Genomic DNA, 22,305 nt, shown 5'->3' on the forward strand with positions numbered 1-22,305 from the left:
CTAGAGTTAAACATAAGAAATATTTGGGTTGTCGTCTGTTTTTCAACTCTTATTGTTGATTTTTTGTTAAGCCGAGGAACGGCATAGTATTTTTTTCCAGGGGTGGGAAAAAAGGATATTCAGGAGAAAATGTGCCACATATCCGTCAGTTATGTTGGGTGGGATTACTGTGCTTAAGTGGCTCCGCCGCCGCCGCGAATGTTCGCTTACAGGTCGAAGGATTATCAGGACCGCTGGAGAAAAACGTCCGTGCGCAGCTGTCCACGATTCAAAGTGATGAAGTCACTCCGGACCGACGCTTTCGTGCGCGCGTTGATGATGCCATCCGCGAAGGGCTAAAGGCGCTGGGCTACTTTGAGCCAACCATTGATTTCGAACTGCGTCCGCCGCCGGCGAAAGGACGTCAGGTGCTGATTGCCAAAGTGAATGCTGGCGAGCCGGTGCTGATTGGCGGCACCGAGGTGATTCTGCGCGGTGGCGCGCGTACGGACAAAGATTATCTCGATCTGCTGAAAACGCGGCCGGCAATTGGCACCGTGCTGAATCAGGGGGACTATGACAACTTCAAAAAGTCACTCACCAGCGTGGCGCTGCGCAAAGGCTATTTCGACAGTGAATTTAATAAAAGCCAGCTTGGCATAGCGCTTGAGCGCCGCCAGGCGTTCTGGGATATCGATTACAACAGCGGCGAACGCTATCGCTTTGGACATGTCACCTTTGAAGGTTCGCAAATTCGCGACGAGTACCTGCAAAATCTGGTGCCTTTTAAAGAAGGTGAAGAGTACGAGTCGAAAGATCTGGGCGAACTGAACCGTCGTCTGTCGGCGACCGGCTGGTTTAATTCTGTGGTCGTCGCGCCGGAATTTGATAAAGCCCGCAAAACCAAAGTACTGCCGCTAAAAGGCGTGGTCTCGCCGCGAACCGAAAACACCATCGAAACCGGGGTCGGTTATTCAACTGACGTCGGGCCACGGGTAAAAACCTCGTGGAAAAAGCCGTGGATGAACTCCTACGGCCACAGCCTGACCACCAGCGCCAGTATCTCGGCGCCAGAGCAGGTTCTTGATTTCAGTTATAAAATGCCGTTGTTAAAGAACCCGCTGGAGCAGTATTACCTGGTGCAGGGCGGCTTTAAGCGTACCGATTTAAACGATACCGAGCAGGACTCCACGACGCTTGCGGTTTCCCGCTACTGGGATCTCTCCAGCGGCTGGCAGCGAGCGATTAACCTGCGCTGGAGCCTTGACCACTTTACTCAGGGTAACGTCACCAATACCACCATGCTGCTCTATCCAGGCGTGATGATTAGCCGGACGCGCTCGCGCGGTGGCCTGATGCCTGTGTGGGGCGATTCTCAGCGTTATTCTATTGATTACTCCAACACGGCCTGGGGTTCAGACGTTGATTTCTCCGTCTTCCAGGCGCAAAACGTCTGGATCCGCACGCTGTACGACAGGCACCGCTTTGTGATGCGTGGCAACCTCGGCTGGATTGAAACCGGCGACTTCGACAAAGTGCCGCCGGATCTGCGTTTCTTCGCCGGGGGCGATCGCAGCATTCGTGGTTACAAATACAAATCTATTTCGCCTGAAGGCAGCGACGGCAAGCTGAAAGGGGCCTCGAAGCTGGCGACCGGCTCGCTGGAATATCAGTACAACGTGACCGGAAAATGGTGGGGGGCGATGTTTGTCGATAGCGGCGAAGCGGTCAGCGATATCCGCAAAAGCGATTTCAAAACCGGCGCCGGGGTCGGCGTACGCTGGCAATCGCCGGTCGGTCCCATCAAGCTCGACTTTGCCGTTCCTGTCGGCGACAAAGATGAACATGGTTTACAGTTTTACATCGGTCTGGGGCCTGAATTATGAGTTTATGGAAGAAGATAAGCCTCGGCGTGCTGATTTTTATCCTGCTGCTGTTAGGCACGGTGGCGTTCCTCGTTGGCACCACCTCGGGCCTGCATCTGATCTTCAAAGCGGCTAATCGTTGGGTTCCGGGTCTGGAAATTGGTCAGGTCACCGGCGGCTGGCGGGATCTATCGCTCAAAAATATTCGTTACGACCAGCCTGGCGTGGCGGTGAATGCTGGTGAAGTGCATCTGGCCGTGGGGCTTAACTGCCTGTGGGACAGCAGCCTGTGCGTCAACGATCTGGCGCTGAAAAACATCAACGTGGCGATCGACAGCAAAAAGATGCCGCCCTCAGCGCCGGTTGAAGAAGAAGAGAGCGGTCCGCTCAACCTTTCCACGCCTTACCCAATTACGCTTTCGCGCGTGGCGCTGAACAACATCAACATCAAAATCGATGACACCACAGTTTCGGTGCTGGATTTTACCTCCGGCCTGAACTGGCAGGAAAAAACGCTGACGCTGAAGCCAACGTCATTACAGGGGCTGCTGATTGCCCTGCCTAAAGTGGCCGAAGTGGCGCAGGAAGAGGTCGTCGAACCGAAGATTCAAAACCCGCAGCCGGATGAAAAACCGCTCGGCGAAACGCTAAAAGATCTGTTCTCAAAACCGGTGCTGCCGGAAATGACCGATGTCCATCTGCCGCTCAATCTCAACATTGAAGAGTTTCGTGGCGAGCAGTTGCGCGTGACCGGGGATACAGATTTAACGGTACATAACATGCTGCTGAAAGTGAGCAGCATTGACGGCAACATGAAGCTTGATGCGCTGGATATCGACTCGAATCAGGGAACGGTAAAAGCCAGCGGCACGGCGCAACTCACCGACACATGGCCGGTTGATATTACGTTAACCAGCACACTCAACATCGACCCGTTAAAAGGTGAAAAGGTGAAGCTGAAGGTCGGCGGCGCGCTGCGTGAACAGCTGGAAGTCGGCGTCAATTTGTCTGGTCCGGTGGATATGGACCTGCGGGCGCAGACGCGTCTGGCAGAAGCCGGATTGCCGCTCAACATTGAGGTGGTGAGTAAGCAGGTTTACTGGCCGTTTACCGGCGACAAACAGTTCCAGGCCGATGACATCAAGCTCAAACTAACCGGCAAGATGACAGACTATACGCTGTCGATGCGTACCGCCGTGAAAGGGCAGGATATTCCTCCGGCTACCATCACGCTGGACGCCAAAGGCAACGAACAGCAGATCAATCTCGACAAACTCAGCATTGCGGCGCTGGAAGGAAAAACCGAGCTGAAAGCGCTGGTGGACTGGCAGCAGGCGATCAGCTGGCGCGGCGAGTTAACGCTGGATGGTATCAATACCGCGAAAGCGATCCCGGACTGGCCGTCAAAACTGAATGGCCTGGTGAAAACGCGCGGCAGTCTGTACGGCGGAAGCTGGCAGATGGAGGTTCCGGAGCTGAAGCTGACCGGCAACGTGAAGCAGAACAAGGTCAATGTGAACGGTTCGCTGAAGGGGAACAGCTACCTGCAGTGGACGATCCCTGGCCTGCATCTGGAACTGGGACGCAACAGTGCGGACGTGAAAGGGGAACTGGGGGTCAAAGACCTCAATCTCGACGCGACGATTGATGCACCGAGCCTGGATAACGCGCTACCGGGATTAGGCGGGACGGCGAAAGGGCTGGTAAAAGTTCGCGGTACGGTTGAAGCGCCACAGCTGCTGGCGGATATCACCGCCCGCGGTCTGCGCTGGCAGGCGCTTTCCATCGCTCAGGTACGTGTCGAAGGCGACGTGAAATCGGCCGAGCAAATCGCGGGTAATCTCAACGTTCGCGTAGAGCGGATTGTACAACCTGACGTGAATATTGGTCTGGTGACGCTCAACGCCAAAGGCAGTGAAAAGCAGCATGAGCTGCAGTTGCGCATTCAGGGTGAGCCGGTTTCCGGTCAACTGGACCTTGCGGGGAGTTTTGATCGCAAAGAACAGCGCTGGAAAGGGGCGTTAAGCAATACTCGCTTCCAGACGCCGGTCGGTCCGTGGTCGCTCAACCGTTCTGTCGCGTTGGATTACCGCAATCAGGAGCAAAAAATCAGCATTGGGCCGCACTGCTGGAACAACCCGAATGCGGAACTGTGCGTACCGCAAACCATTGATGCCGGCGCATCGGGACGCGCGGTGGTGAACCTTAACCGCTTCGACCTGGCGATGTTAAAACCGTTTATGCCGGATACAACCCAGGCCAGCGGCGTGTTCACCGGCAAAGCTGATGTGAGCTGGGACACCACTAAAGAGGGGCTGCCACAGGGGCAGGTCACGCTTTCCGGACGTAACGTGAAGGTCACGCAAAGCGTAAACGATGCGCCGCTCCCTGTGGCGTTTGAAACGCTGAATCTGACCGCCGACCTGCACAATAACCGTGCCGAGCTGGGCTGGCTGATTCGCCTGACCAACAACGGGCAGTTTGACGGTCAGGTGCAGGTAACGGATCCGCAAGGACGTCGTAGCCTGGGCGGTAACGTCAATATCCGCAACTTCAATCTGGCGATGGTGAACCCCATTTTCTCGCGCGGCGAAAAAGCGGCTGGGACGATCAACGCCAACCTGCGTCTGGGCGGCGATGTGCAAAGCCCGCAACTGCTCGGACAGCTGCAACTGAGCGGTCTGGATATCGACGGTAACTTTATGCCGTTTGACATGCAGCCAAGCCAGTTAGCCGTTAACTTCACCGGAACACGCTCCACGCTGGCGGGCGTGGTGCGCACGCAGCAGGGAGAAATCAATCTGAGCGGTGACGCCGACTGGAGTCAAATAGACAACTGGCGGGCGCGCGTCGCGGCTAAAGGCAGCAGGGTACGTATTACCGTACCGCCGATGGTCCGCCTGGACGTATCGCCGGACGTGGTCTTTGAAGCCACGCCAAGCCTGTTTACTCTCGATGGCAACGTGGATGTGCCGTGGGCGCGTATCGTCGTACACGACCTGCCGGAGAGCGCGGTTGGGGTTTCCAGCGATATGGTCATGCTTAACAACAATCTGCAGCCGGAGAAACCGCAGACAGCCGGCATTCCGATCAACAGTAACCTGAACATCCACGTTGGCAACAACGTGCGTATTGACGCCTTTGGTCTGAAAGCGCGTCTGACGGGCGATCTGAAAGTGGTGCAGGATAAGCAAGGGCTGGGGCTGAACGGACAGATAAATATTCCGAGCGGGCGCTTCCATGCCTATGGTCAGGATCTGATTGTGCGTAAGGGCGAGCTATTGTTCTCCGGTCCGCCGGATCAGCCGTTACTCAATATCGAGGCAATTCGTAACCCGGATGCCACCGAAGACGACGTGATCGCTGGCGTTCGCGTCACCGGTACAGCCGATGAACCGAAGGCGGAGATCTTCTCTGACCCGGCAATGTCGCAGCAAATGGCGCTTTCCTACCTGTTACGCGGACAAGGACTTGATAGCGAACAGAGCGACAGCGCGGCGATGACCTCAATGCTTATTGGTCTGGGGGTTGCACAAAGTGGTCAGGTTGTGGGTAAAATCGGGGAGACATTTGGCGTAAGCAATCTGGCACTGGACACGCAAGGGGTGGGCGACTCATCTCAGGTGGTTGTCAGCGGATACGTACTGCCAGGTCTGCAGGTGAAATATGGTGTGGGTATATTTGACTCCTTAGCGACACTCACGCTACGTTATCGCCTGATGCCTAAGCTATATCTGGAAGCAGTGTCTGGCGTAGATCAGGCACTTGATTTGCTCTATCAGTTCGAGTTTTAGCAATGCGAATATTTGTCTACGGCAGTTTACGAACCAAACAAGGCAACAGCCACTGGATGACCAATGCCCTGTTGCTGGGAAATTTCAGTATCGACAACTACCAGTTGTACAGCCTGGGCCACTATCCAGGCGCCGTTCCGGGAAATGGGACAGTACACGGGGAAGTTTATCGTATTGATAACGCCACGCTGGCAGAGCTTGACGCTCTGCGTACCCGCGGCGGTGAATACGCACGCCAGTTAATTCAAACGCCGTACGGAAGTGCATGGATGTACGTGTACCAACGTCCGGTTGATGGCTTAACGCTGATTGAAAGCGGTAACTGGTTAGACAGAGACCAGTACTGATATATCGCCTACGAGAATAAACAACGCCGCCTTCGGGTGGCGTTGTTTATTAAAGGCTTAAAACTCCACGCGCGCGCCGAGGTTATAGCGGCGTCCTTCTACCTGCGCGGATTCATTCCACGCGGTTGTCAGTTTCGGATCCTCATCCAGCACGTTGTAGACCCCTGCCATCAGTTGCGTGTGCTTATTGAGCTTATAACGTACGCCTACGTCGACCATCGTGTAGTCATCGTACTTATAGTTATTGCCGCTGTTGCGGTTACTGCTGCGATAATTCACCGTACTCCATACGTCCAGGCTCTGCGTTGCCGCCCAGTTCAGCGACAGGTTCGCCATATGGCGCGGATAATCATTGAGCGCGTAGCCTTTGTTCACGCCGCTTTTCTGTTCGCTGTGGTTCCAGGTGTAGTTAGCGTTGGCTTTCACATCGGCGCTAATCTGCCAGTCGGCATTAAGTTCTATGCCGTAAACGTCCGCCTTGCTAACGTTGAAGTATTTACTGACGGAATCGGCTTTGTAGCCATTCACGGAGCACTGATTCGTCGACGTGGTTTCGCAAATAGTTTGTTCGGCAATTTTGTCTTTGAACTGGGTGTAGAAGACGGTGCTATCCAGCGACAGCGCATCCCCCGTCCAGTAGAGGCCCAGCTCAGAGTTAACGCTTTGTTCAGGTTTCAGGTCGTCGTTACCGACTGTCAGGAAGGGATAAGGTACGGTCGAGCCATATGGGGTGACGAAGTTACTGGATGTCGCACGCAGCTCTGGTTTTTTATAGCCTGCGGAAACGCCGCCCTTCAGCGCCCAGTCATTGCTGAAGGCCCAGTTACCGTACATTTTTGGCGTGATATGCGTGCCAAAGTTATCATCCTGATCCATACGGGCTGAAGTGGTCAGGATAAAATCGTCAATGCTCCAGCCGTCTTCAGCAAACAATGCCCAACCGTTACGGCTGATTTTGGTCACGGGCTCAGATCCGGGCAGCGTTTTGTTGGCCACATCAAATCTGTCATTCAGCTCTTCACGGGTAAAATTCGCCCCAACGGTCAGTTTATGGTTGTCGAGCGTGAAGGTAGTTTGCGAATTGGCGACGTAGTTCTCCATCTGCACATACTGCGGCGACTGTCCGTCATAAACGTACTTCGAACGGCCTTTTTCATAATTTATGTAGTTGGTCGTCGCGATGGTGTCGTCTGCATACCAGCCGGTATGCGTCAGAGTGGCGGCATTACGATCGAACAGCCATGACCACGGTGCGCCGCGTTTCTGAGTACGGTTTTTCTCCTGCTCACCGGTGACCACGTTGAGATCAAACAGGTTATTTTCGCTGGCGGCCAGGCCCAGCGTCATATCAACGGATTTACGGTTGTGTTTGCCGAAATAGTTATTGCGATCGTCATCGCGACGGTCGAGCCAGTCGGCCGCCACGCTAAGGCCCAGAACATCGGGCACAATCGGCCCCATGGTGAACAGATTCATCTGGCTGGTATTACCCAAATACTGGTGTTCCTGAAGCCAGGTATTGGCGGCGATTGCCGTTGTCCACTCTTTTGCGCCGTACGGTTTTTTGGTAATAACGTTGACCACACCGCCGATGGCATCTGAGCCGTACAGCGAGGACATTGGCCCGCGGATAACTTCGATACGCTCAATGGCCTCCATTGGCGGTAAGAAGTTGGCTTCAGTACCGATATCATGTCCGTAAGGACGAGATTCACCGGTATTTTGTTTGACGCTGTTGACCATAAAAGCGGTATAAGAAGGGTCCATGCCGCGGATCATAATGCTGCCAGCGTTCATGCCGCTGCTGTTGGTAACCGAGACGCCAGGAAGGTTTTTAATCGCTTCACCAATGCTACGGTCCGGCTGAATATCCAACGTTTTACGATCGATAACGGAAATGGTGGCCGGCGCTTCGCGCTTTTGCTGCGAGAACCCGGATGCGGTGATCACCATTTCATCTTCATTATTGCGTGAGGTTTCGGTGAGTTCTTCTGCCTGAGTGGGGAAAATAACACCGCCTGAGAATGCAACGATCCCTGTCAGCGTAATAAGTTGACGCGTTTTCATAATATAAGACACCTGAAAAGTAAAAAAATAAAAGCATCACCTTGCAACCCGGAAAAGCTGCAAGGTGTAAGAAGCGTTTTTAATTATTAATATTTAGAGAGATCGATTTTCAGTACGTAGTCGGGCTTCACTCCGGTCATTTTTTCCGGCTGTTTGACGCTGACATACAGGGTGTTGGCATCAGCCGAGAGCGCCAGGCTGTTAGGTAGGGCATTGGTTTCAATGCTTTGTTTTACCTGATAAGTCTTGCTGTCCACAATGCTGATGCGCTTTGCATTACGGTGGGTGATATAAACTTCCTGGCGTTTTTCGTTATATATCACCGCCAGCGAATTGATAACTTTAATGGGTGCAATAACCTTACCGTTATTAATATCAACAACCAGTACATCCGCTAAATCAGGATCGGTCAGGAATGCGCGATTATTTTTTGCATCCAAAGCAATATTCAGGAAAAAATGTTTTTTGCCTGGCTCAATGCTAAAGCGGCTAATAATTTGATGGTTGGTGGTATCCAGTGTAATAAGTTCGTTACGGCCATTTACGACATACAGGCGGTTCTTATTTGCATCGACGGCCATGCCTGTCGGGTACTGGCCCATGTTTTCAAGGGTGGCGATTTTCTCACGCTTTTGCGTATCCACTACCCAGACAATCCCCTTTTCAGCCACGCCGGAAACGTAAAGGCGGTGATGCTGTTTATCGAGCACCATTTCACGGGTATGGATAATATCTTTCGGATTTTCAGCTTCGCTCAGTTGCAGTATCGCCAGCTCTTTACCGCTGCGGGTGTCGATTAGCGTGACTGAACCTTCCAGCGTGTTGCCCACGTACAGCACCTGGCTTTCTTCATCCAGGGCAGTGGCAAAGGCACGACGGCTGGTTTCGATGACTTCAGTCGTCGTGAGCTTCTCCAGGTCAAGTTTGTAGATAAGCCCGCGGGTTTTATCTTTATCGAACGACGGCGAGGAGGCGGCAAAAAGCGCATTCTGCTGACTATCAACCGCCAGTTCATACACGCCGTTACCGATGTCGCGGGTCAGAAAATCTTTCTCAGGTAGCGTCTGCGCCATACTGGACAGGCTGGTAAATAACAGTGCTGTGGCGAGCGCCACACAGGAATAGCGTTTCAGGGACTTCACATTATGGAGGTTCATTGACTTTTATTCACATTTATTTACATGCCGAAGATGATAATGAGATCTAATCTCATTCGCAATTAAGATAAATGAAATGTGACTACCCATTCTGGTAGGTCAAAAAGAAAACAGCGAAGGGGAGGTGAAAAGAAAGTAGGAATTAAAAAACCCTTACTAACCAGAGGCTGGCGTTCAGGGCTATACGCTAACGCGAACTTACTTCTTCGCGCGCTCGAAGGAAGCAACGATTTCAGCTTTAGCAGCTTCAGCGTTGTCCCAACCGTCAACTTTTACCCATTTGCCCGCTTCGAGATCTTTGTAGTGCTCAAAGAAGTGGGTGATCTGCGCTTTCAGCAGGTCCGGCAGGTCGTTCACATCTTTGATGTGATCGTATTCTTTGCTCAGCTTGGTGTGCGGTACCGCAACCAGTTTCGCATCTTCACCGGATTCGTCAGTCATTTTCAGTACGCCAACCGGACGGCAGCGGATCACTGAACCTGGCTCCAGCGGGTACGGAGTCGGGACCAGAACGTCAACCGGGTCACCGTCCAGAGACAGGGTGTGGTTGATGTAACCGTAGTTGCACGGATAGAACATCGCGGTGGACATGAAGCGGTCAACGAACAGGGCGCCGCTCTCTTTGTCAACTTCGTATTTGATCGGATCTGCGTTGGCAGGGATCTCGATAACAACGTAGATATCTTCCGGCAGGTCTTTACCAGCAGGGACGTTGAGTAAGCTCATGTCTGTTTCCTTTAAATAAGCTATGGCAAACAAGTGGCGGGTATTATAGCCAACTCGCGCTGAATGTCTCCGCTTGTTTTCGCTTTCTCTGCGCGCATTTTCTTCTTTTTACTTCTCTGTAGTGACAGAAAAATCCATATCTTCAGCCGCATTTTTCATAGCTAGATGAAAGCGATTACAAAGTTGTGATTAACGTTTTATTTACTTTTTTGAAGTGTGATGTAACGCAATCCGTTACATGCTCAATTGTCTATAGTTTTTTCGCAACGGTTAATTAACCAACAATAATCACCCTACGAGGACGCACTTATGTGGAAGCGCTTACTTTTAGTCACAGCAGTTTCGGCAGCCATGTCGTCTATGGCAATGGCAGCCCCTTTAACCGTAGGATTTTCGCAGGTTGGCTCTGAATCCGGCTGGCGCGCCGCAGAAACCAACGTCGCGAAAAGCGAGGCCGAAAAGCGTGGTATTACTCTGAAAATCGCTGACGGCCAGCAAAAGCAGGAAAACCAGATTAAAGCAGTCCGCTCATTTGTTGCGCAGGGCGTCGACGCCATCTTTATTGCGCCGGTCGTGGCAACGGGTTGGGAGCCGGTTTTAAAAGAAGCTAAAGATGCCGACATTCCGGTCTTTTTGCTCGATCGTTCCATCGATGTAAAAGACAAATCTCTCTATATGACCACCGTCACCGCCGACAACGTGCTGGAAGGTAAATTGATCGGTGACTGGCTGATTAAACAAGTGGACGGCAAGCCGTGTAACGTCGTTGAGCTGCAAGGGACCGTCGGGGCCAGCGTGGCTATCGATCGTAAAAAAGGATTTGCTGAAGCTATCGCTAATGCGCCAAACATCAAAATTATCCGCTCTCAGTCCGGCGACTTTACCCGCAGTAAAGGGAAAGAAGTGATGGAGAGCTTTATCAAAGCGGAAAACAACGGCAAGAACATCTGCATGGTTTACGCCCACAATGATGACATGGTGATCGGTGCGATTCAGGCGATCAAAGAAGCGGGCCTGAAACCTGGCAAAGATATTCTCACCGGTTCCATCGATGGCGTACCGGATATCTACAAAGCGATGATTGACGGCGAAGCCAACGCCAGCGTCGAGCTGACGCCGAATATGGCTGGTCCGGCATTCGACGCGCTGGAGAAATTCAAAAAAGACGGCACGATGCCTGAGAAGCTGACCATTACCAAGTCGATCCTCTATCTGCCGGATACGGCGAAAGAAGAGTTAGAGAAGAAGAAAAACATGGGCTACTAAGCCTTCATGAAAATGCCGGGTGCGCTGCGCTTGCCCGGCCTACATTACGCTCTTTTGTAGGCCGGATAAGCGTAGCGCCATCCGGCGTGATGCAGGGGGAACCATGACCACCGACCAATATCAGGAAATCCTCCGCACCGAAGGATTAAGCAAATTCTTTCCCGGCGTCAAAGCGTTGGATAACGTGGATTTCAGCTTGCGTCGTGGCGAGATTATGGCGCTGCTGGGAGAAAACGGAGCCGGCAAATCGACGCTCATCAAAGCGCTGACCGGTGTTTACCATGCCGATCGCGGTACTATCTGGCTCGAAGGCCAACCGATCTCCCCCAAAAACACCGCCCATGCCCAGCAACTGGGGATTGGCACCGTGTACCAGGAAGTGAACCTGCTGCCCAATATGTCGGTAGCGGATAACTTATTTATTGGCCGTGAGCCGCGGCGTTTTGGCCTGCTTCAGTGCAAGCAGATGGAAAAACGCGCGACGGAGCTGATGGCGTCATACGGTTTTTCCCTCGACGTACGCGAACCGCTGAACCGTTTTTCCGTGGCGATGCAACAGATCGTCGCCATCTGTCGGGCGATCGATCTCTCCGCGAAAGTGCTGATCCTCGATGAACCTACCGCCAGCCTCGATACCCAGGAAGTTGAAATGCTGTTCGGCCTGATGCGACATCTGCGCGATCGGGGCGTCAGTCTGATCTTCGTCACCCACTTCCTCGATCAGGTTTATCAGGTCAGCGATCGCATTACCGTTCTGCGTAACGGCGGCTTCGTTGGCTGCCGTGAAACCCGGGAATTACCGCAAATCGAACTGGTCAAAATGATGCTGGGCCGCGAACTGGACACCCATGCGCTACAGCGTGCGGGACGCACCTTGCTGAGTGATAAACCGGTGGCGGCATTTAGCGGCTTTGGCAAGAAAGGCACCATCGCGCCGTTTGATTTGCAGGTGCGTCCCGGTGAGATCGTCGGTCTCGCCGGACTACTGGGATCCGGGCGAACGGAAACGGCGGAGGTGATCTTCGGTATTAAACCCGCCGACAGCGGCACTGCGCTGATCAAAGGCAAACCACAGACCTTACGATCGCCGCATCAGGCTTCGTGTCTGGGGATCGGTTTCTGTCCGGAGGATCGCAAAACGGATGGCATTATCGCCGCCGCTTCGGTGCGGGAAAACATCATTCTGGCGTTGCAGGCGCAGCGCGGCTGGCTGCGACCTGTATCACGGAAAGAACAAAACGAGATTGCCGAGCGTTTTATTCGCCAGCTTGGTATTCGCACCCCCAACGCTGAACAGCCGATCGAATTTCTCTCCGGCGGCAATCAGCAAAAAGTATTGCTCTCGCGCTGGTTATTGACCAAACCGCAGTTCCTGATCCTCGATGAACCCACGCGCGGGATCGACGTTGGCGCACATGCGGAGATCATCCGCCTGATCGAAACGCTGTGCGCGGATGGTCTGGCGCTGCTGGTGATTTCATCCGAACTGGAAGAGTTAGTGGGTTATGCCGATCGGGTCATTATTATGCGCGATCGCAAACAGGTGGCTGAGATCCCACTGGCTGAACTGTCCGTACCGGCGATCATGAATGCCATTGCGGCCTAAGGAGACTATGGTGATGCCTCAATCTCTCCCTCAATCCAATCCACCTAAACGGCGGTTCCGTTGGCCAAAGGGGATGCCGCAACTGGTGGCGTTGCTGCTGGTGCTGCTGGTGGATAGCCTGGTCGCGCCGCACTTCTACCAGGTGATTTTGCAGGATGGTCGGCTGTTCGGCAGCCCGATTGATATTCTCAACCGCGCCGCGCCCGTGGCGCTGTTGGCGATTGGTATGACGCTGGTGATTGCCACCGGCGGTATCGACCTTTCCGTGGGCGCCGTCATGGCTATTGCCGGCGCGACGACTGCGGCGATGACGGTGGCCGGGCACAGTCTACCTGTGGTGCTGCTTGCCGCCTTAGGCTCCGGCATTCTGGCGGGATTGTGGAACGGAATTCTGGTGGCCATCCTCAAGATCCAACCCTTCGTCGCTACGCTTATTCTGATGGTGGCCGGGCGTGGAGTGGCGCAGCTCATCACTTCCGGGCAGATCGTCACCTTCAACTCGCCAGAACTTTCATGGTTTGGCAGCGGCTCGCTGTTACTGTTCCCCACGCCGGTAATTATTGCACTGCTCACGCTGGTGGTGTTCTGGCTGCTGACGCGGAAAACGGCGCTGGGTATGTTTATAGAAGCGGTGGGCATCAACATTCGTGCGGCAAAAAATGCCGGGGTGAACACTCGCATTATCGTGATGCTCACCTATGTGCTGAGCGGCCTGTGCGCGGCTATCGCTGGCATTATCGTCACGGCGGATATCCGCGGGGCAGACGCCAATAACGCCGGATTGTGGCTGGAGCTGGATGCCATTCTCGCGGTGGTTATCGGCGGCGGCTCGCTGATGGGCGGGCGCTTTAATCTGCTGCTGTCGGTGATCGGCGCGTTGATTATTCAGGGCATGAACACCGGGATTTTACTGTCGGGCTTCCAGCCGGAACTGAATCAGGTGGTCAAAGCCGTGGTGGTGTTGTGTGTGCTGATTGTGCAATCACAACGCTTTATCAGCCTGATAAAAGGAGTGCGTGGTCATGATAAAACGTAATTTACCGCTGATGATCACCCTCGGCGTGTTTGTGCTGGGCTACCTTTACTGCCTGACGCAGTTTCCCGCTTTTGCTTCCACCCGGGTAATCTGCAATATTCTGACCGATAACGCTTTTTTAGGCATTATCGCCGTCGGCATGACCTTCGTGATTCTCTCTGGCGGGATCGACCTTTCCGTTGGCTCGGTGATCGCGTTTACCGGCGTATTTCTGGCGAAAGCCATCGGCTACTGGGGCATTTCCCCGCTGCTGGCGTTCCCTTTGGTTTTGCTGATGGGCTGCGCGTTTGGCGCGTTTATGGGGTTACTGATTGATGCGCTGAAGATCCCAGCATTCATCATTACTCTGGCGGGAATGTTCTTCCTGCGCGGCGTCAGTTATCTGGTCTCAGAAGAATCCATCCCGATTAACCATCCGGTTTATGACACGCTCTCAAGCCTGGCATGGAAAATTCCCGGCGGTGGTCGCCTGAGCGCGATGGGATTGCTGATGCTGGCGGTTGTCGTCATTGGCATATTCCTGGCGCACCGTACGCGCTTTGGTAATCAGGTTTACGCGATTGGCGGCAACGCCACCTCTGCCAACCTGATGGGCATCTCAACCCGCAGCACCACCATTCGTATCTATATGCTGTCTACCGGGCTTGCCACACTTGCCGGCATTGTTTTTTCCATTTATACCCAGGCGGGCTATGCGCTGGCGGGCGTTGGCGTCGAGCTGGATGCGATTGCCTCGGTGGTGATTGGCGGAACGCTGCTGAGCGGCGGGGTCGGGACGGTATTAGGCACGTTGTTTGGCGTCGCCATTCAAGGACTGATTCAGACCTACATTAATTTTGACGGCACATTAAGTTCCTGGTGGACGAAGATCGCGATTGGTATTTTGTTGTTTATTTTTATTGCCTTACAGCGCGGCCTGACGGTGCTTTGGGAAAATCGTCAAAGCTCGCCAGTTACCCGAGTAGGTACGGCGGCAACACCAAAGTAACATCCTGATTTTTCACAAAACATTTAAATATCTAAACTTTTTCCGGTTGTAGTCGATAGGTTCTGTACAGGTCTGTTTTAACCCTACAACCGGAAATATAACAATGCCAAAATCCCTTTCAATTCGATCAAGTTTGTTGGTGTTATTGTCTCTGCTGACGTTCCTTCTGTTACTGACCGGCGGAATGGGGCTATATGCCTCTACTCGTGTCATTACTTCATTGATTTACCAAGGTATTATGAGCGCAGCGATGCTGGCGGCTATCGCATTGCTGGCGGTTATTTGGTTTATGCTGCGAAATAAGTTCCTCAAACCGCTGGATAACATAGTTGAGCAACTGGAACGTCTGGCGATGGGAGATTTATCGTCGGTTGCTGCGCTGTCGGCCAGCGCCGAATTCAACCGCCTGAACGCAGCGATGGATGAAATGCGCCATGCGCTGGCCGACTCGGTACAACGCGTACGTGATGCCAGCTCGCAAATTGATATTGGCAGTCGTGAACTGACGGCCGGGAACCAGCATCTGGCACAACGCACTGAATCGACAGCCACTTCGCTGGAGCAAACCGCCGCCAGTATGGAAGAACTCACAGCGACCGTGAAACAGAATGCGCAGAACGCGGAACAGGCGCATCAGCTGGCAAAATCGGTGTCGGATACCGCCGATCGCGGTAGCGAAATGGTGTGTTATGTGATCGAGAAAATGCGCGATATTTCCGGTAGTTCCAGCCGAATCGCCGACATCCTCAGCGTAATCGACGGTATTGCTTTCCAGACCAATATCCTGGCGCTCAATGCTTCCGTTGAAGCGGCGCGCGCCGGCGAGCAGGGGCGGGGCTTTGCGGTCGTTGCTGGTGAAGTACGTAATCTGGCCAGCCGCAGCGCCGAGGCGGCCAAAGAGATCCGCACGTTAATCAGCGATTCGCACACCCACGTGGGGGAAGGCAGCGAGCTGGCGCAGCAGGCGGGGGAAACCATGGATGAGATCGCCAATGAAGTGATGTGCATGACCAAACTGATGCGTGAAATTGCCAGCGCCTCCCAGGAACAGAGTCGCGGTATTGAGCAGGTAAATATTGCGGTAATTCAGATGGATGAAACGGCGCAGCAAAATGCGGCGCTGGTACAGCAGTCTTCTGCGGCTACCCGTTCGCTGGAAGAGCAGTCTTCAGCGCTAATCGAAGCCATGGCCGTATTTAAACTACAAACAGCCTAACCGAACGATGGATTTTGTAGGCCGGATAAAGGCGTTTACGCCGCCATCCGGCAATATCACCGCATCGTGCCGGATGGCGCTTCGCTTATCCGGCCTACAACGTGCAGTAGACCGGGATATGGCGTTTACGCGTCCGGGAACTCGCGGATAAAGCGTTCTACATCTTCAACCATGTGGTCGTTACCCACGAAGAAGGAGCGGCGCTGGTGCAGGCTCTCCGGGGTGATATCCAGAATGCGTTCTTTACCATCGCTGGCTTTGCCGCCCGCCTGTTCGGCCAGGAAGGCCATCGGGTTGCATTCGTACAGCAGACGCAGCTTGCCTTGCGGGTGGCTGGCGGTGCTTGGGTACAGGTAGATCCCGCCTTTGAGCAGATTGCGATGGAAATCCGCAACCAGAGAGCCAATGTAGCGCGAGGTGTACGGGCGCTGGGTTGACTTATCTTCTTCCTGACAGAATTTAATGTACTTCTTCACACCGTTCGGGAATTTGATGTAGTTGCCTTCGTTAATGGAGTACGTGCTGCCTTTCGCCGGGAAGCGCATACGTTCCTGGCTGAGGCAGAATACGCCCAGAGAAGGATCGTAGGTGAAGGCGTGTACACCACAGCCGGTGGTATACACCAGCATGGTGGAAGAACCATAAACAACGTAGCCCGCAGCAACCTGCTTGTTGCCCGGCTGCAGGAAATCCTCTTCCGTGACCGGCGTGCCGACTGGGGTTACGCGGCGATAAATAGAGAAAATCGTACCCACAGAGACGTTAACATCGATGTTGGATGAGCCATCCAGCGGATCCATCAGCACAACATATTTTGCGTGTTCACAGCCTTCGAAGACGACGATTTCATCTTCTTCTTCCGAGGCAATGCCCGCCACAATGTCGCGCGCCTTCAGTGCAGCTTTCAGTTTTTCGTTCGCGAACAGATCGAGTTTTTGCTGAACCTCTCCCTGCACGTTCTCAGCACCGCTGGCACCCAGGATATCGACCAGACCGGCCTTGTTGATATCGCGGTGGATGATCTTGGCGCCCAGCTTTATTGCCGACAACAAAGCAGTGAGCTCACCGGTAGCATGAGAAAACTCGTGCTGCTTTTCGACAATAAATTCACCTAACGTTTTCATAACACTTTCCCTGCAATTTATGTGGAGTAAAGCGACCGCAACAATATTAACAAATATTTCCATTGTTGCGCTTAGGTGAATCGCGCCAGCAAACTACGGAATATCCTGAAATGCGTTTCTCACTTGCCGGACATGTGCGTAAAATGGCCCCCAGATTAAAAAAGGATAGTGACGTATGCGCATTCATATTTTGGGAATTTGTGGCACTTTCATGGGCGGTCTGGCGATGCTGGCGCGCTCGCTCGGTCATGAAGTAACCGGTTCGGACGCCAATGTGTATCCGCCGATGAGTACCTTACTTGAGAAGCAAGGCATTGATTTAATTCAGGGTTATGACGCCAGCCAGCTCGACCCGCAGCCGGACCTGGTGATCATCGGTAATGCCATGACCCGTGGTAATCCGTGCGTGGAAGCGGTGCTGGAAAAGAACATTCCGTACATGTCTGGCCCGCAGTGGCTGCATGACTTTGTATTGCGCGATCGCTGGGTTCTGGCGGTTGCGGGGACGCACGGCAAAACCACCACCGCAGGAATGGCGACCTGGATCCTCGAAGCGTGCGGCTATAAGCCTGGCTTTGTGATCGGCGGCGTTCCGGGCAACTTTGAGGTTTCCGCGCGTCTGGGCGAAAGCGACTTCTTCGTGATTGAAGCGGATGAGTACGACTGCGCGTTCTTCGATAAGCGTTCTAAATTCGTGCATTACTGCCCGCGCACGCTGATCCTCAACAATCTTGAGTTCGATCACGCGGACATCTTTGACGATCTGAAAGCTATTCAGAAACAGTTCCATCACCTGGTGCGCATCGTGCCGGGCCAGGGACGCATCATCTACCCGGAAAACGACATCAATCTGAAACAGACGATGGCGATGGGCTGCTGGAGCGAACAAGAGCTGGTGGGCGAACAAGGTCACTGGCAGGCGAAAAAGCTCACTACCGATGCCTCCGAGTGGGAAGTGTGGCTGGACGGTGAAAAAGTCGGCGAAGTGAAGTGGGGCCTTGTGGGCGAGCACAACATGCACAACGGTTTGATGGCGATTGCAGCCGCGCGTCATGTTGGCGTTGTGCCTGCGGATGCGGCCAATGCGCTGGGCTCGTTCATCAACGCCCGTCGTCGTCTTGAGCTTCGCGGCGAAGCCAATGGCGTGACGGTGTATGACGATTTTGCCCATCACCCGACGGCCATTCTGGCAACGCTTGCGGCGCTGCGCGGTAAAGTGGGTGGCACGGCGCGCATCATCGCGGTGCTGGAACCTCGCTCGAACACCATGAAAATGGGGCTGTGCAAAGATGACCTCGCGCCGTCGTTAGGGCGTGCGGACGAAGTGTTCCTGCTGCAACCGCCGCACATTCCCTGGCAGGTAGCAGAAGTCGCTGAAGCCTGCGTTCAGCCGGCACACTGGAGTGGCGATGTGGATGCACTGGCAGATATGGTGGTGAAAACCGCACAGCCTGGCGATCACATTCTGGTGATGAGCAACGGCGGATTTGGCGGCATCCATCAAAAACTGCTGGATGGTCTGGCGAAGAAAGCTCAGGCAGAAGAAGAGTAAAAAAATGCCCGGTGGCGCTACGCTTACCGGGCCTACAAAGGATCGTAGGCCGGATAAGGTATTTGCACCGCCATCCGGCACTTTCGGCAGACGAAGAGGTTAGGCCTCGTTTTCCGCCAGTTCGCGCAGATACTGGAAGATCTGGCGGGAAGATTTTGGCGGCTTGTTGCCCGCTTTTTCTTTCCTGGCGTTACGCACCAGCGAACGCAGTTGCTGACGGTCGGCGTCAGGCCACAGGTTCATCACTTCTTCGATAGCTTCATCGTTACCGTCAACCATACGGTCACGCAGTTGCTCCAGCTTATGGAAGACAACGACCTGTTGGTTGTGGCGGTTTTTCAGCTTATCCAGCGCCTGACGGATAGGATCAACATCGCGCTGGCGCAACATTTTGCCAATCAGCTGCAGCTGACGGCGGCGACCTTCCATCTTAATACGCTGGGCCAGCTCAATCGCGGCACGTAAATCCGCATCAAGCGGGATTTTATCCAGCGCGTTTTTCCCCAGTTTTACCAGTTCCACACCCAGGTGTTTTAACTCCTCGGCGTCACGTTTTATTTCACTTTTACTGACCCAGATAATTTCATCGTCTTCGTCTTCGATGTCATCACCGGGAACGTCGTCGAGCCAGTCTTCGGGCTGCTTAGTCATGTCAGGCTCCTTAAAAAAAGAGGCTAATGTTACCAGTTAAGATGCGCACTGAAAAACGGTTCTCTGTTAGACTTCAGAGAAACTCTCTCTACATTATGGCATTTGCGATGAAAGTAATCTCACAAGTTGAAGCGCAGCGTAAGATTCTGGAAGAAGCGGTCTCGACGGCACTGGAATTAGCGTCAGGTAAGTCGGATGGCGCGGAAGTCGCTGTAAGCAAGACCACGGGTATTAGCGTCAGCACCCGTTATGGTGAAGTGGAGAACGTAGAATTCAATAGCGATGGCGCGTTGGGGATTACGGTTTATCACCAGAACCGTAAGGGCAGCGCATCGTCCACCGATTTAAGTCCGCAGGCGATTGCCCGTACCGTGCAGGCCGCGCTGGACATTGCACGTTACACTTCGCCGGACCCGTGCGCGGGCGTGGCAGATAAAGACCTGCTGGCCTTTGATGCGCCTGATCTAGACCTGTTCCACCCGGCGGAAGTGTCCCCTGACGAAGCTATCGAACTGGCTGCCCGCGCTGAACAGGCGGCGCTGCAGGCCGATAAGCGTATCACTAACACCGAAGGCGGCAGCTTTAACAGCCACTATGGCATCAAAGTGTTTGGCAACAGCCACGGCATGCTGCAGGGCTACTGCTCCACGCGTCATTCCCTTTCCAGCTGTGTGATCGCGGAAGAAAATGGCGATATGGAGCGTGATTACGCCTACACCATTGGCCGGGCGATGGGCGATCTGCAAACGCCGGAATGGGTGGGGGCAGATTGTGCTCGCCGTACCTTATCTCGCCTGTCTCCGCGTAAGCTGTCCACCATGAAAGCGCCGGTGATTTTCGCCAATGAAGTGGCGACTGGACTGTTCGGACACCTGGTTGGCGCGATCGCCGGTGGTTCGGTGTACCGTAAATCCACCTTCCTGCTCGGCTCGCTGGGCAAACAAATTCTGCCGGAATGGCTGACCATTGAAGAACATCCGCACCTGCGCAAAGGGCTGGCGTCTTCACCATTCGACAGCGAAGGCGTACGGACCGAACGCCGCGACATTATTAAAGACGGCGTGTTGACCCAATGGCTGCTGACCAACTATTCCGCACGTAAGCTGGGGCTGAAGAGCACCGGTCATGCAGGTGGGATCCACAACTGGCGAATTCCGGGACAGGGTCTAAGCTTCGAGCAGTTGCTCAAAGAGATGGGCACAGGCCTGGTGGTTACCGAGCTGATGGGACAGGGCGTAAGCGGCATTACCGGCGATTACTCGCGCGGCGCGGCGGGCTTCTGGGTCGAAAACGGCGAAATTCAGTACCCGGTGAGTGAAATTACCATCGCCGGTAACTTAAAAGAGATGTGGCGTAATATTGTGACCGTGGGGAACGATATTGAAACGCGTAGTAATATCCAGTGTGGTTCGGTCTTGTTACCGGAGATGAAAATCGCCGGGCAGTGATACTCGTCATACTTCAAGCTGTGTGAATTATTGAGGGTATCTGGCGTTTGTTTATTTTTTAATAATAAAAAAGGAAGTGAGCAATGCGTAAACACCTGTTAGCGATCGTCGCGGCTTCAACGCTGGTTTTTGGCTCTTCAGCGTTTGCAGCCGATCTCGAAGATGACATGGGGATCCTCAACGATAACCTGAAGATCGTCGAAAAAACGGATAATGCGACTGAACTGAAAGACGCGTTAACCAAAATGCGCGCAGCCGCGCTGGACGCGCAAAAAGGCACGCCGCCGAAGCTGGAAAACAAATCCCCGGACAGCCCGGAGATGAAGGATTTCCGTCACGGTTTTGACACGCTGATCGGCCAGATTGACGGCGCGCTGAAGCTGGCTAACGAAGGTAAAGTCAAAGAGGCGAAAGCCGTTGCGGAAGAGCTGAAAACCACGCGCAACGAAAACCACAAGAAGTTCCGCTAATCTGCGCTTTCCGGCCTGCATAACCGTAGGCCGGACAAGCCATCACGCTACTGCCTCCCATAAGTAAACGCTATCCCCATCACATTTTTTCATTTTTATCGTCCATTCATTATTCGCATTTCCTTCCATTTTTCTGCTCACTCTTGCGATCTCAATCACATTCTTCCAGTGATAAATCGTGGTCACGGCCCTTTTTGCGGCACGGATCACTATCGCTGCGCGCCTTTCCACTTCGAAGTGGAAAACAACTCGCTACAAACTTTTAACCCCCACCGTTAATTTACCCTCAGAGCCATTAGTGGGGTAAGACGAGTGAATAACGGAGCTGTAATGAATGACATGGGGGAATCGGTGGAACTGGCCGACCGCATGCTGGCGCAGGTGTATGCCTTGCTGCGTGAACGCCACATTATTCCCAACGCCGTACAGGAACAGATGCTGACATCGCATGTTCGCGCCATGGCGCACCGCTCGGTAACGGGTGAACCCTTACCAGAAGTCGATGCCAGCTTGTTTGATGAAATTTCTGCCGAATCAATGGCGCTTGCCCGCGACGTGGTCGCCGAGTTTGGCAATCTTCCCGAGGAAGAGGCCTGGCTGCTGTCGGTGCATTTCGAAGTCGCGAAAGACAACCTTTAAGGAGCAAAAGATGGAACAGATTACCGTAGTGATTGGCGATCGTCTGGGTAAAGGCCAGAAAGTGGCGGCAGGCGTTGAGAAAGCGGGCGGCCGTGCGGTTGTGGTGCCGGGCGTTGCAGCAGATATGAAGCTGGGTGACGTGATGAAAGCGGAAAACGCCACCTTTGGTATCTCGTTTTGCGGCAGCGGTGGTGCGGGTGCGATTACCGCGCAGACCAAATACGGCTACAAGGCGAAATACGGCATGCGCTCGGTCGATGAAGGGGTAACCGCCATCAACGAAGGGTGCAACGTACTGGGATTCGGCTTTATGGACAAAGAAGAGCTCGGTGAGCGCCTGGTGCAGGCGTGGCAAAAGAAACACGGCGCTTAAG

General features: G+C 53.7%; 18 protein-coding genes. 13 read left to right on the plus strand and 5 right to left on the minus strand.

Annotated features, from left to right (window positions below; genetic code table 11):
* Positions 1 to 131 precede the first annotated feature (131 nt).
* The 3 genes from tamA to OGV80_RS00785 are packed head-to-tail and all read left to right on the plus strand — an operon-like array spanning position 132 to position 5,985.
* A complete protein-coding gene (gene tamA / locus OGV80_RS00775) occupies positions 132 to 1,865 on the plus strand; it encodes an autotransporter assembly complex protein TamA (RefSeq protein WP_043018206.1) in 1,734 nt (577 codons plus the stop codon).
* Positions 1,862 to 5,638, plus strand: a complete 3,777-nt coding sequence (tamB, locus tag OGV80_RS00780) for an autotransporter assembly complex protein TamB (protein ID WP_286513227.1) — start codon at positions 1,862 to 1,864, stop codon at positions 5,636 to 5,638. The genes tamA and tamB overlap by 4 nt, the downstream gene beginning before the upstream one ends.
* Positions 5,639 to 5,640: 2 nt before the next feature.
* Positions 5,641 to 5,985: a gamma-glutamylcyclotransferase family protein gene (locus OGV80_RS00785; RefSeq protein ID WP_003025723.1), complete on the plus strand. Its 345-nt coding sequence runs from the start codon at positions 5,641 to 5,643 to the stop codon at positions 5,983 to 5,985.
* A gap of 57 nt (positions 5,986 to 6,042) precedes the next feature.
* On the opposite strand, the gene OGV80_RS00790 is transcribed toward OGV80_RS00785, so the two are convergent.
* The 3 genes from OGV80_RS00790 to ppa form a co-directional block, all read right to left on the minus strand.
* On the minus strand, positions 6,043 to 8,052 hold the full coding sequence (locus OGV80_RS00790) for a TonB-dependent receptor domain-containing protein (protein ID WP_043018208.1): 2,010 nt from the start codon (positions 8,050 to 8,052) through the stop codon (positions 6,043 to 6,045).
* An 86-nt stretch (positions 8,053 to 8,138) separates the two neighbouring features.
* Positions 8,139 to 9,209 (minus strand): 7-bladed beta-propeller protein YncE, encoded by a 1,071-nt coding sequence (yncE, locus tag OGV80_RS00795; RefSeq protein ID WP_286513231.1) that lies wholly within the window; start codon positions 9,207 to 9,209, stop codon positions 8,139 to 8,141.
* Positions 9,210 to 9,407: 198 nt separating this feature from the next.
* Entirely contained in the window at positions 9,408 to 9,935 is a 528-nt protein-coding gene (gene ppa / locus OGV80_RS00800; RefSeq protein ID WP_005134479.1) for an inorganic diphosphatase, read from the minus strand.
* Between the two features lie 309 nt (positions 9,936 to 10,244).
* Here ppa and ytfQ point away from each other — a divergent pair, with 309 nt between their 5' ends.
* The 5 genes from ytfQ (at position 10,245) to OGV80_RS00825 (ending at position 16,047) form a co-directional block, all read left to right on the plus strand.
* The gene (gene ytfQ / locus OGV80_RS00805; protein WP_008786033.1) at positions 10,245 to 11,201 is read left to right on the plus strand and encodes a galactofuranose ABC transporter substrate-binding protein YtfQ; all 957 of its coding nucleotides are present in this window, start codon (positions 10,245 to 10,247) and stop codon (positions 11,199 to 11,201) included.
* 103 nt (positions 11,202 to 11,304) lie between these two features.
* Positions 11,305 to 12,807, plus strand: coding sequence for a galactofuranose ABC transporter, ATP-binding protein YtfR (ytfR, locus tag OGV80_RS00810; protein ID WP_286513233.1), 1,503 nt, complete (start codon positions 11,305 to 11,307; stop codon positions 12,805 to 12,807).
* Positions 12,808 to 12,820: 13 nt separating this feature from the next.
* Entirely contained in the window at positions 12,821 to 13,843 is a 1,023-nt protein-coding gene (gene ytfT, locus OGV80_RS00815) for a galactofuranose ABC transporter, ATP-binding protein YtfT (protein ID WP_087052317.1), read from the plus strand.
* Complete coding sequence (yjfF, locus tag OGV80_RS00820; RefSeq protein ID WP_008786036.1) at positions 13,830 to 14,831, plus strand: galactofuranose ABC transporter, permease protein YjfF; 1,002 nt, start codon at positions 13,830 to 13,832, stop codon at positions 14,829 to 14,831. The genes ytfT and yjfF overlap by 14 nt, the downstream gene beginning before the upstream one ends.
* A 103-nt stretch (positions 14,832 to 14,934) precedes the next feature.
* The gene (locus OGV80_RS00825) at positions 14,935 to 16,047 is read left to right on the plus strand and encodes a methyl-accepting chemotaxis protein (protein WP_286513237.1); all 1,113 of its coding nucleotides are present in this window, start codon (positions 14,935 to 14,937) and stop codon (positions 16,045 to 16,047) included.
* Between the two features lie 125 nt (positions 16,048 to 16,172).
* Here the strand turns inward: OGV80_RS00825 and fbp are convergent, their stop codons facing one another.
* Positions 16,173 to 17,171: a class 1 fructose-bisphosphatase gene (fbp, locus tag OGV80_RS00830; RefSeq protein WP_016155536.1), complete on the minus strand. Its 999-nt coding sequence runs from the start codon at positions 17,169 to 17,171 to the stop codon at positions 16,173 to 16,175.
* Between the two features lie 175 nt (positions 17,172 to 17,346).
* Between fbp and mpl the strand changes: the two genes are divergently transcribed.
* Positions 17,347 to 18,723, plus strand: a complete 1,377-nt coding sequence (gene mpl, locus OGV80_RS00835; RefSeq protein WP_003830388.1) for a UDP-N-acetylmuramate:L-alanyl-gamma-D-glutamyl-meso-diaminopimelate ligase — start codon at positions 17,347 to 17,349, stop codon at positions 18,721 to 18,723.
* Between the two features lie 99 nt (positions 18,724 to 18,822).
* Here mpl and yjgA read toward each other — a convergent pair whose 3' ends face one another.
* The gene (gene yjgA / locus OGV80_RS00840) at positions 18,823 to 19,374 is read right to left on the minus strand and encodes a ribosome biogenesis factor YjgA (protein WP_087051760.1); all 552 of its coding nucleotides are present in this window, start codon (positions 19,372 to 19,374) and stop codon (positions 18,823 to 18,825) included.
* 95 nt (positions 19,375 to 19,469) lie between these two features.
* Here yjgA and pmbA point away from each other — a divergent pair, with 95 nt between their 5' ends.
* From pmbA to OGV80_RS00860, 4 genes are all read left to right on the plus strand, one after another.
* Positions 19,470 to 20,822 (plus strand): metalloprotease PmbA, encoded by a 1,353-nt coding sequence (gene pmbA, locus OGV80_RS00845; protein WP_286513240.1) that lies wholly within the window; start codon positions 19,470 to 19,472, stop codon positions 20,820 to 20,822.
* Between the two features lie 83 nt (positions 20,823 to 20,905).
* Positions 20,906 to 21,292 (plus strand): cytochrome b562, encoded by a 387-nt coding sequence (gene cybC / locus OGV80_RS00850; RefSeq protein WP_043018214.1) that lies wholly within the window; start codon positions 20,906 to 20,908, stop codon positions 21,290 to 21,292.
* 330 nt (positions 21,293 to 21,622) lie between these two features.
* Entirely contained in the window at positions 21,623 to 21,931 is a 309-nt protein-coding gene (locus OGV80_RS00855) for a PRD domain-containing protein (protein ID WP_016151467.1), read from the plus strand.
* Between the two features lie 10 nt (positions 21,932 to 21,941).
* Positions 21,942 to 22,304 (plus strand): SFCGS family glycine-rich protein, encoded by a 363-nt coding sequence (locus OGV80_RS00860; RefSeq protein WP_003830384.1) that lies wholly within the window; start codon positions 21,942 to 21,944, stop codon positions 22,302 to 22,304.
* The last annotated feature ends 1 nt before the right edge of the window (position 22,305 follow it).

Origin of the sequence: Citrobacter sp. Ce119, assembly GCF_030334525.1 — a bacterium.
Lineage (GTDB): Bacteria > Pseudomonadota > Gammaproteobacteria > Enterobacterales > Enterobacteriaceae > Citrobacter > Citrobacter europaeus.

Excerpts from the sequence above, each read along its gene's own strand:
- OGV80_RS00860 (WP_003830384.1), top strand. The coding sequence starts at position 21,942 with ATGGAACAGATTACCGTAGTGATTGGCGATCGTCTGGGTAAAGGCCAG.
- tamB (WP_286513227.1), top strand. The coding sequence starts at position 1,862 with ATGAGTTTATGGAAGAAGATAAGCCTCGGCGTGCTGATTTTTATCCTG.
- yjgA (WP_087051760.1), bottom strand. The coding sequence starts at position 19,374 with ATGACTAAGCAGCCCGAAGACTGGCTCGACGACGTTCCCGGTGATGAC.
- fbp (WP_016155536.1), bottom strand. The coding sequence starts at position 17,171 with ATGAAAACGTTAGGTGAATTTATTGTCGAAAAGCAGCACGAGTTTTCT.
- OGV80_RS00855 (WP_016151467.1), top strand. The coding sequence starts at position 21,623 with ATGAATGACATGGGGGAATCGGTGGAACTGGCCGACCGCATGCTGGCG.
- OGV80_RS00790 (WP_043018208.1), bottom strand. The coding sequence starts at position 8,052 with ATGAAAACGCGTCAACTTATTACGCTGACAGGGATCGTTGCATTCTCA.
- ppa (WP_005134479.1), bottom strand. The coding sequence starts at position 9,935 with ATGAGCTTACTCAACGTCCCTGCTGGTAAAGACCTGCCGGAAGATATC.
- yjfF (WP_008786036.1), top strand. The coding sequence starts at position 13,830 with ATGATAAAACGTAATTTACCGCTGATGATCACCCTCGGCGTGTTTGTG.
- mpl (WP_003830388.1), top strand. The coding sequence starts at position 17,347 with ATGCGCATTCATATTTTGGGAATTTGTGGCACTTTCATGGGCGGTCTG.
- ytfR (WP_286513233.1), top strand. The coding sequence starts at position 11,305 with ATGACCACCGACCAATATCAGGAAATCCTCCGCACCGAAGGATTAAGC.
- cybC (WP_043018214.1), top strand. The coding sequence starts at position 20,906 with ATGCGTAAACACCTGTTAGCGATCGTCGCGGCTTCAACGCTGGTTTTT.
- ytfQ (WP_008786033.1), top strand. The coding sequence starts at position 10,245 with ATGTGGAAGCGCTTACTTTTAGTCACAGCAGTTTCGGCAGCCATGTCG.
- OGV80_RS00825 (WP_286513237.1), top strand. The coding sequence starts at position 14,935 with ATGCCAAAATCCCTTTCAATTCGATCAAGTTTGTTGGTGTTATTGTCT.
- ytfT (WP_087052317.1), top strand. The coding sequence starts at position 12,821 with ATGCCTCAATCTCTCCCTCAATCCAATCCACCTAAACGGCGGTTCCGT.
- yncE (WP_286513231.1), bottom strand. The coding sequence starts at position 9,209 with ATGAACCTCCATAATGTGAAGTCCCTGAAACGCTATTCCTGTGTGGCG.
- OGV80_RS00785 (WP_003025723.1), top strand. The coding sequence starts at position 5,641 with ATGCGAATATTTGTCTACGGCAGTTTACGAACCAAACAAGGCAACAGC.
- pmbA (WP_286513240.1), top strand. The coding sequence starts at position 19,470 with ATGGCATTTGCGATGAAAGTAATCTCACAAGTTGAAGCGCAGCGTAAG.